The following is a 12,026-nucleotide window of genomic DNA, read 5'->3' on the forward strand; positions in this document are numbered from 1 at the left end:
AACAGGCACGACAGTCTCGCCCTCAAGCCGGCCGCTCATCGCCGGCATCCCCGCAGTCCGGTCACCCGCCAGCCTTTATCCCAGACAGCGGCCATTACCTGCGAGGTAATCGCCTTCTTTCCTCGCCCCCGTCTACGTTCTGGTCGGGGCCCCGCCCTAGGACGAACGGAACGAAGGAGCCCGACCATGTCCGCTTATGGCTTCGCCCATCTCCGTAGCCGCCGCCATCACGCCGACATCCTCGAGTATCTGGAGCGCATCCAGGCCACCCTCGACCCCTTCGCAGGCCGCTTCCTCATCCACGGTACGCCGGCCGAGGTGGTGGAGGGCACATGGCCCGGCACCATGGTGCTGATCGAGTTCCCCAGCCTGACCGAGGCGCGTGCCTGGTACGACTCGCCCGCCTACCGAGACATCCTGCGGCTGCGTACCGATCACATCGAGGGCGATCTGCTGCTGATCGAGGGCGTCGGACCGGACTACCACCCGGCCGAGCGGGCCGCCAAGCTCCGCGCCGAGGCCGAGCAGAGGGAGCAGCGATCCGCATAGTCTCCTTCGCCGAGCTCAAGGAGTACGAGGGGAGCGCGTTCGACGCGGCCTATCGCCTCGACCCGGCACGCCGACCACGCTGTGTCGCGGATCCGGCAGGAGGAACCCGGGGATCCGTGGCCTGGCAACCGCCCGGCCCTCCCCTCAGTCGCTGTTTTCAATCCGCTCTTGTGGGGTGCCGGTCGAACGCGCGACTCGGGGTTCACCGGTGGCGGCTGTCCGCCTCCGCCTGGATCAGCATCCGCTTGAGCAGGGCGCTGAGTGCGTCCTGCTCTGCCGGGTCGAGCGGGGCGACCATCGAGTCCTCCGCCTGCCCGCGCAGCTCCATCGCGGCCAGCCAGCGGGCGCGCCCCGCCTCGGTCAGCTCCACGTCCACCCGGCGGCGGTCCTGGCTGCTGCGCACACGCCGCACCAGCCCTGACTGTTCCAGGGTGTCCAGGCGGCCTGTCATGCCGGCAGGGGACAGCATGAGTTCGGCCGCCAGCTCGGAGGGGGTGGCCCGCCCCGGGGCCTCGCGCGCGACGAGCCGGTGCAGCGTGGCGAACTCGAACTCCTGTAGGCCGACCTCGGCCAGGGCGCGGTCTTTGGCTTGGCCGACGTGCTTGGCCAGGAGCTGAATGCGGGTGATGATCCCCTCCACCCGCGCGTCGAACGGGGCCTTGCCGCGCCAGCGTGCAAGGTGCACGTCGACGGAGTCGTCCCCTTCTGCGGGTTCTGCGGGCCGCTCCCGGCCCCGACTCTCGGTGTCCATGCCTTTCAGTATGCTACGCCAACTTATATTTCGTTGCCAAATGATTAGCTGACGAAATACTCTGAGCCCATGACGCAACCCATGCGCCGACTGCTGGTCGGCCGTACCTGCGCGGCGCTGGCCACCGCGCTGATACCCACCACGCTCACGCTCGCGCTGCTCCGAGGACACGCCGCAGGCTCGACGGGGTCGGCAGGGGACTTGGGGCTGGTGCTGGCATGCGAACTGCTGCCCATGCTGGTGCTGCTGCCGGTCGCCGGCGTGCTGGCGGACCGCTTCCCGCCACAGCGGGTCGTGCTCGCTGCCGATCTCCTCAGGGGCGCGGCACAGACCGTGATCGGCGCGGAGCTGCTCTGCGGCCTGGTCCGGGTGTCCGACCTCGCCGTGCTCGCCGCGGTCACCGGCGCCGCGGTCGCCTTCGGCACCCCAGCGGTCCGCACCCTGGTCGCGGCGACCGTCGACGCCGACCAGCGGCTGCGGCTGAACTCGCGGCTGGACGTCGCCACCGGCCTGGCCCAGACCGCCGGCCCTGCTACTGCGGGCGGCATGATGCTGATGCTCGGCGCCGGCTGGTCCTCGCTCCTGACCGGCGCGCTCTTCATCGGCTCTGCGACCACCCTGGGCGGCCTGCACACCCGCCGGGTCACCGGGCCGACCGACGGCGGACACGCGGGGTTCCGGGCGCAGTTGCGCGAAGGCTGGACCGAGACCCGGCGCCACCGCTGGTTCCTCACCAATGTGCTGGGCCATGGCGTCTGGCATCTGGCGGCCGGCTTCCTGCTCACCCTGGGACCGCTGATCGCCGTCCGGAGCATGGGTGGTGACGGCGCGTGGGTCCTGGTGGCCCAGCTGGGGACCGTCGGCATGCTGGTCGGCGCCTTTGCCGCAGGACGGCTGCCGATCCGCCGCCCGCTCGTCGGCGTGGCCGTGGGCGCGGCCGTCTTCGCGCTGCCGCTGGCGGCCTTCGGGCTGGAACTGGCGCTGGCCTGGGCGGCGTCTGCGTACTTCGTGGCGATGTTCGGTCTAGGGGTGCTCAGCCCGCTGTGGGAGACCGCCATCCAACGCCGCATCCCGCAGGAGGTGCTCGGGCGCGTAGGCTCCTTCGACTCGCTGATCTCGTTTGCCGCCCGCCCGTTGGGCCTGGCCGTGGCTGTTCCGGTTGCCACCCTCGTCGGCACCTCGGCACCGCTGCTGGCAGGTGCGGTGCTGGTGGCAGCGGCGAACCTGGCCGTGCTGCTGCTGCCCGAGGCATGGGAGGACCCGGAGCCGGTCACGGCACGGGGCGATGCCCGGCGCGAACCTGTGGCCGCGCCGGGCCAGGGTCAGTCGGAGGCCGGCTCCAGGGCAGCGGACAGCAGGTAGCCGGAGGAATGGAGACCCGGTCTCGGCCCGCGCCGTTGCCTGACTGGCTGTCGTCGTGCCCATCCTGATGGCCACGGCGGGGCGCCGATGAGGGTGATGGGGCAACTGCCGTGCAGGCCGCGCTGTCGACCGGACCGGGTCCGGGCCGACAAGGCCTACGGGTCCCGAGCCCACCGCGGCTACCGGCTGTGATCGCTACCGCGGTCCGCCACTTGCTGGGCCGGAGTGCGACCCTCCGATCCAGAAGGTCAGCGCCTTCCGTCCACCTCCCAGCGACCGCCGCATCGCATTGACCAGTCGCACCTGCGCCTGAGCTACCTCCGCGCTGGCCTCCCGGAACGCCTCTTCGCCGAGTGGCGTACGGACCGGATCGACCTCCCGCGCGACGCGGTCCAAGAAGCGGTCGACCGACTGCCCAAAGCTGTCGACCTCTCCCGCAACCTCTGCGGGAGCGATCAAGCTGACCCGCGTCAGTACGGCGCTCCACTCGGCCCAGTCGTAGTCCCAGCCGCGATGGTCGGCGTGTGCTCGCTTGATCACCATTGTGAACTTGGCGTAGTGGCTCAGGAGTTCTTGGTAAGCCACCAGCTGCTGATCCCGCGACCACTGATGGTCCTGGCCCCGTCTGGTGACGATCCCGCCCACCAGCACTCCGACGGTCGCCGAGGCCGCTCCAGTAACGGTCGTGATCAGCGCTTCCAGCAAAGCCACCCCAGCCCCCGTGCCCAGCAACCTGCGTTCGATCCCCGGTCGGAAGGTAACACTGGTGCGTCTTGGCGCGTCAGAGCATGCGATGACCTCGTAGCGGGCGATCATCGGCGGCCGGCCGACGCTTTTGAAACATGCCCTCATGCGAAGCCGCCGCCTCGTGCGCGCATTCGACCAACCAGCCCCGGTCACCAGCCGCTGTGGATGACGGCCCGGAACGTGTCGCTCGCTTGGTTGCGGGCTCAATCAGGGGGACCTGTCTGGCCTGACACCAGCTGATCTGTGGTGTCGGTGCCATGTCGGAGCAGTGTCGGCGGGCTGTCGGTCGGATATCGGTGGCTCGTCGGCGGGGGCTGGCACCTTTCCAGAAGCGGCCGACCGGAGCTCACCGGGCGGCCCGATCCGGAAGGAACCACCATGCACACAGCAGTCACGATCATCGGTGCCGGACTCGGCGGACTCACGCTGGCCCGCGTCCTGCACGTCCACGGGATCCCCGTCACGGTCTACGAGGCGGAGTCCTCCCCCTCGGCCCGCGCGCAGGGCGGACTGCTCGACATCCACGACTACAACGGGCAGCTCGCACTCAAGGCAGCCGGGTTGATGGACGAGTTCCACGCCATCGTTCTGGAGGGCCGTCAGGCTCTGCGGGTCCTCGACCGGGACGGGACCGTCCTGTTCGACCAACCGGACGACGGCACCGGCGGGCGCCCTGAGGTGCAGCGCGGCGATCTGCGACAGATCCTGCTCGACTCGCTCCCGGCAGGCACCGTGCAGTGGGGGCACAAGGTCAGCCGGACCCGTGCGCTCGGCAAGGGGCGCCACGAGGTGACCTTCGCCGCCGGCGGCACCGTCGTCACCAGCCTGCTGGTCGGCGCGGACGGCGCGTGGTCACGGGTCCGGCCGCTGCTGTCCACCGCCATACCCGAGTACATCGGCAAATCGGTCGTCGAGACCTACCTCTACGACGCTGGTACACGGCACCCGGCCGCCGCGAAAGCGGTCGGCGGCGGGATGCTGATCGCTCCTTCACCGGGCCAGGAGATCTTCGCTCACCGGGAGAAGGACGACACCCTGCACGGCTACGTGGGGCTGTCCAAGCCTCAGGACTGGTTCGCCGCCATCGATTTCGCCGTTGCCGCCACGGCCACCGCACGGATCGCGCAGGAATTCGACGGCTGGGCGCCGGAGCTCACCGCGCTGATCACCGACAGCGACGTCGCGCCGGTCCTGCGCCCCCTCTATGCTCTGCCGACCGGGCACCGGTGGGACCGGGTTCCAGGGGTGACCCTGCTCGGCGACGCCGCCCACCTCGCGGCTCCCAACGGCGAGGGCGCCAACCTGGCCATGCTCGACGGCGCCGAACTCGGCACGGCCCTCGCCGCGCATCCCGACGAGATCGAGACGGCGCTCACGGAGTACGAGCAGGCCATGTTCCGCCGCAGCGCCGAGACCAACACCGACGAGATGCCCGGGATCGACTCCGCCGACAACACAGCCCAGGGCCTGATCAAGATTTTCGCCGAGAAGGGCCAATGAGCCACTCCGGCCTGGATCGTCGAATAGCTGTCGCTTTCTGAGGATCGCCCTGCGAGGCCGTACGGTCCGCAGGGCGATCCTCGGTCCCTTCAAGGACCGGCGTCATTCAACAACCCCGGGCCACCGTAGGCCGGTCGTGGACGTGCTGCCGACCCCACCTCCGAGGCGTTCGCGGCCTGGCTCAAGGACCATCCCGGCACGGAGATCATCAGTAGGCTGCACACCGACTATCAGATCGTGTTGCCACGACAAGGGCGGGGGTTCCGTGTCGGATGCAGTGCTGAATGTCGTGATCGGGCTGATCACGAGCGTGGTCAGCGGCGGGTCCGTCTGGGCCTGGAAGCGTGTGAGCGCCGCTCGCATCCTGCACCAGAAGCAGGCACTCCTTGGCCTGCGGCCCGGCGTACCGTGCGTCATCATCCTGAACAGCCACTGGCAGATGCCCACCGTTACCGAGCATGGTGACGTCTACGCGATCATCGAACTTGCGATGCTCGCCGAGGAGTCAGGGTGTGCGTTCTCTCTCGTTGCCGCAGAAGCACCGGAGCTCAATGGGGATCGCACCGAACTGAGTATCGGTGGCCTGGGGTCGAACCGACGCAACGTCGAGTACCTGGCGAGGCATCTGCCCGGTGTGAAGGTCAATCAACGTGGTGACTTCACCGTCGGTGATGAGCGCTTCCTCCACAAGTACGGTCGCACGGACCATGCGCTGGTCGCGAAGTTCACCCCTTCCCAGTCCGCACAGCCGGTGCTCATGATCATGGGGCAGTCGGCGATCGCCAACCGTGCGGCGGTACACCTGCTCAAGCACGACTACAAGCGTCTCACCAGGGAGATCGACTCCCTCGATCGATTCTGTCTCATGCTGCGCGTCGACGCCGCGGATACCTACGGGTACCAGGCCGTCGAAGTCGCCGGCGACCTGTCGGCTGTCGCGTTCTAGCGCAGCCGCGCCCCTGCGGAGGCCGGCCGGCTCCGGAGAACCTTCTCGGCCATCGGTAACGTGACCGCCGTGATGGTGGGCAGCGAAGATACCCGGCTGGTCGTTCTGCGCGGCAACAGCGCCTCAGGGAAGTCGTCCGTTGCCGCCGGTCTGCGCGAGCGGTTCGGCCGCGGCCTGGCCCTGGTCGCCCAGGACAACCTCCGCCGCGTCGTGCTCCGCGAACGCGACCGGCCCGGCGCCGCGAACATCGGCCTGATCGACCTGACCGCCCGCTACGCCCTGGACGCCGGATTCCACGTCGTGATCGAAGGCATCCTCTACTCCGACCGCTACGGCGACATGCTCGCCCGACTGCGCGCCGACCACCGCGGCTCCACCCACGGCTACTACCTGGACGTGCCGTTCGCCGAAACCCTCACCCGGCACGCCACCAAGCCGATCGCCGACGACGTCAACGAGACCCAGCTGCGCGACTGGTACCGGGAGCGCGATCTCCTGCCCGGCGGCATCGAGACCGTCATCGGAGCCGACAGTGCTCTGCACGAGACGGTCGACCGCATCATGAACGACACCGGCCTGGTCCACCTGCCCGCCGTGGACCGCTGACCCGGCACCTGCGCCAGAGGTGCCCCTACGTGTCGTAACGGCCATGTCTGGCCATGGCGGGAAAGCCTGCTGCGCCGTACCCGGGCCCAAGTCGTCGAGGGTGTGTGGATCTGTGTGGGAAACGGGACTTCGCCAAGCGACCCAGACGAGCCTGGAGGCGTCAGGTCACGGTCGGCCGACCCAGCTGCCACAGCAGCAGCTGCACCCGGTCGACCCGTATGTTCCGGTGAAGGGAAGAGACGTCATGGGGGAGCCCTTTGAAGGGATTTGCGGGCGTCATCGATGCCATAGGTGTTCCACCACCGCTGGCTGTCGCGGCCCGTGAGCATTCGACACGCCTTCCGCGCCGAGCGGCCCGGCGGGAGCGGACTCGTGAATTCCGGCACGAGGAACTTCTGACGGACTCGCAGGCTCACCACGCGAGGCCGTTCACCGGCGCCGGTGAACGCCGGGTCACCCCGGCCTGCCCTGCCTGACCCCCGTCGCCGCACAGTAGCGCTCCGGCGGAACCCTCCCGCACCCGCGCCGCATCCACCTCGCCGGTCCGGCTCCCACGGACGCCTGGCCGACGCGCGCCCCGCCGTCGCACACCCGAGCGCCGTACGCCTCACCGCCGTACACATCACCGTCATGCGCACCACTGTCGTGCGCCCCACCGTCATGCGCACCCCCGTCATGCGCATCACTGTCGCCCCCCAGCGCCACGAGCCGCGCCCGCCTGCCAGGCAGCCGGTCCGCCCGGCAAGCGCTCCGGTCACCCCTGCCCCGCTCCCCCGCCCCCGCGCGCCGGGGCCGGAGCCGGGGCTCTCCTCGAAGGGAACCCGATGACAGATCTCCTGCTGCCCTCCACCGCCCCGGCACACCCGGCCGAAAGGCTCCCGCCCGCCGGGGAGTTTCCGATCCTGGGCATCGACGCGGTCGAGTTCGCGGTCGGCAACGCCCGGCAGGCCGCGCACTACTACTCCGCCGCGTTCGGCATGCGGCTGGTCGCCTACCGTGGCCCGGAGACCGGCTGCCCCGAGACGGCGTCCTACGTCCTGGTCTCCGGGGGCATCCGCTTCGTCCTCACCTCGGTGGTCCGTGCGGTCGGCGAGGAGGCCGCCTTCCTCGCCGACCATGTCGCCCGCCACGGCGACGGCGTGGTCGACGTGGCGCTCGCCGTTCCGGACGCCCGCCACGCCCATGACCTCGCGGTGGCCCGGGGCGCGACCAGCCTGCTCGCGCCGCGCGAGGCGGCCGACGAGCACGGCACCGTGCGCACCGCCGCGATCGCCGCGTACGGCGACACCCGGCACAGCTTCGTCGAGCGGACCGGCTACGACGGCCCCTACCTGCCGGGCTACGTGCACCGCGCACCGCTGCTGCCCGCTCCCACGCGACCGCTGCTGACGGGGATCGACCACTGCGTGGGCAACGTCGAGCTGGGCCGGATGGACGACTGGGTGGCCTTCTACCAGCGGGTGCTGGGCTTCACCACCATGCGGGAGTTCATCGGCGACGACATCGCCACCGAGTACTCCGCGCTGATGTCCAAGGTCGTCGCCGACGGCGGACGCGTCGTCAAGTTCCCGCTCAACGAGCCGGCCGCCTCCCGCAGGAAGTCCCAGATCGACGAGTACCTGGAGTTCTACGGCGGGCCGGGCGTCCAGCACATCGCCCTGGCGACCGGGGACATCGTCACCGCCGTGCGCGAGCTGCGCGCCCGGGGAGTCGAGTTCCTGGACACCCCCGACAGCTACTACGACGCGCTCGGCTCCTGGGTCGGCGAGACCAGGGTCGCCGTCGACGAGCTGCGCGCGTGCGGGATCCTCGCCGACCGCGACGAGGACGGCTACCTGTTGCAGATCTTCACCAGACCCGTGCAGGACCGGCCGACGGTGTTCTTCGAACTCATCGAGCGCCATGGCTCCCAGGGCTTCGGCAAGGGCAACTTCAAGGCCCTGTTCGAGGCCATCGAGCGTGAGCAGGAACGCCGCGGCAATCTCTGAGCCGCCGCGGCAAACAACGACCTCGAAGGGAGAACTCGTGCTCGACGAACAGTCGGAGAGTCAAGCGGGGCAGCGGCTGGACCGGTTCCCGTCCCTCACCGGGCTGCGGTTCCTCTGCGCGCTCGGGGTGTTCCTCACCCACGCCTGGTATGTGGCGAAGGTCTTCCGGGACGACCGGGCCCAGCAGGCCGTCAAGGCCGTGCTTCCACTGGGCATGGTGGGCGTCTCGGTGTTCTTCGTCCTGAGCGGATTCGTGCTCACCTGGTCCGCCCGCGACGGCGAGCCCGTCAGCGCGTTCTGGCGGCGCCGGGCCGCCAAGGTCTATCCCAACCACCTGGTGGTGTGGGTGCTGCTCCTGGTGTTCGTCCTGGCGACCGGTTCCGCGGTGACGGGCGGGCCGGGCGGCGGCTTCCCCTGGCTGCCCGCGCTGGCCAACCTGTTGCTCCTGCACGCGTGGCTGCCCGACCCCGGGTTCACCGCCGGACTGAACATCGTCACCTGGTCGCTGGCCGTCGAGGCCTTCTGCTACCTGCTCTTCCCCTTCCTGCTGTCCCGGCTGCGGCGGCTGCGCCCGGAGCGGCTGTGGCCGGCGGCCGGTGCAGCGGTGCTGGCGGTGTGGCTGGTGGCCCTGACGGCCTCGCTGCTGCACGGCGGCCGCACCGTCCCGGAGGTCGGGGTCTCCCAGTGGCAGTTCTGGATCCCCTATTTCTTCCCGCTCGGCCGGCTGCCGGAGTTCGTCCTCGGCATGCTGCTGGCACGGATCGTCCGGGCCGGCCGGGGCGTCTCGCCGCGCGCCGCGCTCTGCGCGGTGGCGCTGGTGCTCGCCCTGGGCACGGCGCTGGCCACGCTGCCGTTCTCCTTCCTGCCGGCCGCCGCGACGATCGTGCCCGTGTGCGCCCTGATCCTCTCGGCGGCCGCCGCGGACCGTGCCGGCCGCCGGTCCTGGCTGCGCCGCCCGGCGCTGGTACGGCTGGGCGAGGAGTCGTTCGCCTTCTACGTGGTGCACTGGCCCGTGATCATGGCTGTCCATTGGGCCCTCGGCGGCGGCCGCTGGTCCACCCCCGTCGCCCTGGCCGCGACCGTGCTGTTCCTCGCCCTCTCCCTGCTCGCGGCCCGCCTGCTCCACCGGTACGTCGAACTCCCCGCGATGCGCCGGTTCGCCCGGCCGCGCCCACCGGCCCCGCCGGCCCCGTCGAACCCGCCCGCCCCTCTCGACGGGCCACACCGCGCCGCCGTCCCGCTGCCCCACAGCGAAGGGAGCTGACCCGTGAACCGCACAGGAAGCGCCGTACCGGCCACCGCCGCCGCGCCCGCCCTGCCGCGCGCCGAGCGCGTGCGCGCCCTCGTCCGGCTGGGCCGTCCCAAGTTCCTCGTCCAGAGCATGATGGTGGTCGGCCTCGGCGTCAGCATGTCGGTGCACGACGGCCACGCCTTCCGGCCCGGGTGGTTCGCCCTCACCCTGGCCTTCGCCTGGTGCACCCATCTGATGACGCACTACTGCAACGAGTACTTCGACCTCGAGGCCGACCGGGCCAACGGCGCGCCGACCTCCTGGACCGGCGGCAGCCGGGTGCTGGTGAGCGGCCTGCTGCGTCCCGTGGTCAGCCTCTCCGCGGCCTTCGTGCTGCTCTTCGTCTCGATCGCCCTGATCGCCGTCATGCCGACGACCGGCACCCGGGTCATGGCGGTCGCGATCGCCTCGCTCTCCTGGTTCTACACGGCCCCTCCGTTGCGGCTGAACTACCACGCGCTCGGCGAGACGGCCTGTGCGCTGGTGTTGTACGGCCTCGGGCCGCTGCTCGCTTGCGCCGTGCAGTCGGGTTCGGTGACCGGGGCGGACCTGGGCTACGCCGGTGTGGTCTGCGCGCTCCAGTTCCTGCGGATGTCGGTGATGAACCTCGCCGACATCGAGGGCGACCGGCAGACCGGCAAGCACACCCTCGCGGTCGCCCTCGACGGGCCGGCCCTGATCCGCCTCTACCTCGGCGGCCAGCTCGTCGTCCTCGCCGGGATGCTGACGCTCGCCGGGCTCGGCGTCGTTGCGCCGACCTGCGCGCTCGCGACCGTCGCGACCGCACCGGTCGCGCTCTGGGTCGCCCGCCGGCTGCTCACCGGCGCGCTGCGCCGGCCCGGGGAGGCGAACGCCGTGACGTTCTGGGCCTCCATGCACATGCCGCTCACCGCCTGCGCGATCACGCTCGGCCTGCTGGGCGGCGCCCTGGCCGGCGGCCGCGCGGTACCCGGCGGCTGGCTGGCCGTCTACGGCGTCACCCTCGCCGCCTTCCTGGTCTGGCTGGCCGGCGCCGTCCGCGGCAACGTCCGCCGTCGCCCGGCGTGAATCCAGCCGGCCACATCCACCAACGCCCGGCGCGAACCCGGCCGACCACATCCGACCCGCCCGCGCCGCCGGGCCGCCGGGCCGGGTTCCCGGCCCGCTCCCCCGCCCTGCCACGCCAAGCCGACCACCGCGACCGGGAAGGTCCGCCATGACGACGATCACCCCTGCCCCGTCCCCGCACTCGCTGGCCGTCCTCACCACGGGGCGGGCCCGGGCGCTCACCGAACCGTTGCTGCGCGAGGCGGTCGCCCTGCTGGAGCCCTGGACCGCCCGGATCAGCTCCTACCACCTCGGCTGGTGCCGCGCCGACGGTTCGCCGGCGAACGCCGACCCGGGCAAGGCCGTACGGCCCGCCCTCGCCGTACTGGCCGCCGAAGCCGTCGGAGGACGGGCCGAGGACGCGCTGCCCGGCGCGGCGGCGGTCGAGCTGATCCACAACTTCAGCCTGATCCACGACGACATCATGGACGGTGACGAGGCCCGCCGCCGACGCCCCACGGCCTGGAAGGAGTTCGGCGTCAGCGGAGCGATCCTGGCGGGCGACGCGCTTCAGGTCCTGGCCTTCGACCTGCTGCTCGCCCGCGGCGGTCGGCTCGGTCCCGCCGCGGCCGGCCATCTCGCGGTGGCCCTGCGTGAACTGGTGGCCGGCCAGGCGCACGACATCCAGTTCACCGCCCGCCCCTGGACCGGCCCCGGCGCGGTGACCGTCGTCGAGTACCGGGCCATGGCGATGGCCAAGACCGGCGCCCTGCTGGCCGGCGCGAGCGCGATGGGCGCCGTGCTCGGCGGAGCCGACGAGCCGCTGGTCGACGCCCTGGCCGAAGCAGCCGGCCAGCTGGGCCTCGCCTTCCAGTGCGTCGACGACATCCTGGGCATCTGGGGCGACCCGGCCGTCACCGGCAAGCCCGTGCGCGGCGACCTGCGTGAGCGCAAGAAGAGCCTGCCCGTGGTCGCCGCGCTGGCCGCCTCCGAGAGCGCCGCCCACCGCCTGGAATCCCTGCTGGCCGACAGCGACTCCCCGGGCGGCGACGACGCCGAGGCAGCGCTGCTGGCGGCCGCCGACCTGATCGAGGAGTGCGGCGGCCGGCGGGCCTGCGAACGCGAGGCCCAACTGGCCCTGGCCAGGGCGCACTCCAGCCTCGACCTGGTGCCGATGCCCGCCCCCGTCCGGGCGCAGTACACCGCGCTCGCCGACTCCTTCGTCGCCCGCGTGGCATGACGCGCCGCCGCCCCCCTCAC

11 protein-coding genes are annotated in these 12,026 nt (G+C 71.2%); 9 read left to right on the forward strand and 2 right to left on the reverse strand.

What is annotated here, in order from left to right:
• The first annotated feature begins 186 nt into the window (after window positions 1-186).
• Window positions 187-549, forward strand: a complete 363-nt coding sequence (locus tag ACWCV9_RS00300) for a DUF1330 domain-containing protein (RefSeq protein ID WP_450783328.1) — start codon at window positions 187-189, stop codon at window positions 547-549.
• A gap of 202 nt (window positions 550-751) precedes the next feature.
• Here the strand turns inward: ACWCV9_RS00300 and ACWCV9_RS00305 are convergent, their stop codons facing one another.
• Window positions 752-1,300 (reverse strand): MarR family winged helix-turn-helix transcriptional regulator, encoded by a 549-nt coding sequence (locus ACWCV9_RS00305; protein ID WP_385846927.1) that lies wholly within the window; start codon window positions 1,298-1,300, stop codon window positions 752-754.
• Between the two features lie 69 nt (window positions 1,301-1,369).
• Between ACWCV9_RS00305 and ACWCV9_RS00310 the strand changes: the two genes are divergently transcribed.
• On the forward strand, window positions 1,370-2,662 hold the full coding sequence (locus tag ACWCV9_RS00310; RefSeq protein WP_450783329.1) for an MFS transporter: 1,293 nt from the start codon (window positions 1,370-1,372) through the stop codon (window positions 2,660-2,662).
• Window positions 2,663-2,857: 195 nt separating this feature from the next.
• Here ACWCV9_RS00310 and ACWCV9_RS00315 read toward each other — a convergent pair whose 3' ends face one another.
• A complete protein-coding gene (locus tag ACWCV9_RS00315) occupies window positions 2,858-3,478 on the reverse strand; it encodes a hypothetical protein (protein WP_450783330.1) in 621 nt (206 codons plus the stop codon).
• A 309-nt stretch (window positions 3,479-3,787) separates the two neighbouring features.
• Between ACWCV9_RS00315 and ACWCV9_RS00320 the strand changes: the two genes are divergently transcribed.
• The 7 genes from ACWCV9_RS00320 (at window position 3,788) to ACWCV9_RS00350 (ending at window position 12,006) form a co-directional block, all read left to right on the forward strand.
• Entirely contained in the window at window positions 3,788-4,909 is a 1,122-nt protein-coding gene (locus ACWCV9_RS00320; protein WP_450783332.1) for an FAD-dependent oxidoreductase, read from the forward strand.
• A 265-nt stretch (window positions 4,910-5,174) separates the two neighbouring features.
• Window positions 5,175-5,855 (forward strand): hypothetical protein, encoded by a 681-nt coding sequence (locus ACWCV9_RS00325; RefSeq protein WP_450783334.1) that lies wholly within the window; start codon window positions 5,175-5,177, stop codon window positions 5,853-5,855.
• A 72-nt stretch (window positions 5,856-5,927) separates the two neighbouring features.
• Window positions 5,928-6,461 (forward strand): kinase, encoded by a 534-nt coding sequence (locus ACWCV9_RS00330; protein WP_450783335.1) that lies wholly within the window; start codon window positions 5,928-5,930, stop codon window positions 6,459-6,461.
• Between the two features lie 824 nt (window positions 6,462-7,285).
• A complete protein-coding gene (hppD, locus tag ACWCV9_RS00335) occupies window positions 7,286-8,449 on the forward strand; it encodes a 4-hydroxyphenylpyruvate dioxygenase (RefSeq protein WP_450783336.1) in 1,164 nt (387 codons plus the stop codon).
• Between the two features lie 37 nt (window positions 8,450-8,486).
• On the forward strand, window positions 8,487-9,713 hold the full coding sequence (locus ACWCV9_RS00340; protein WP_450783337.1) for an acyltransferase family protein: 1,227 nt from the start codon (window positions 8,487-8,489) through the stop codon (window positions 9,711-9,713).
• 3 nt (window positions 9,714-9,716) lie between these two features.
• Complete coding sequence (locus tag ACWCV9_RS00345) at window positions 9,717-10,787, forward strand: prenyltransferase (protein ID WP_450783339.1); 1,071 nt, start codon at window positions 9,717-9,719, stop codon at window positions 10,785-10,787.
• A 157-nt stretch (window positions 10,788-10,944) separates the two neighbouring features.
• Window positions 10,945-12,006, forward strand: a complete 1,062-nt coding sequence (locus ACWCV9_RS00350) for a polyprenyl synthetase family protein (RefSeq protein WP_450784207.1) — start codon at window positions 10,945-10,947, stop codon at window positions 12,004-12,006.
• The last annotated feature ends 20 nt before the right edge of the window (window positions 12,007-12,026 follow it).

This window comes from Streptomyces sp. NPDC001606 (genome assembly GCF_053596835.1).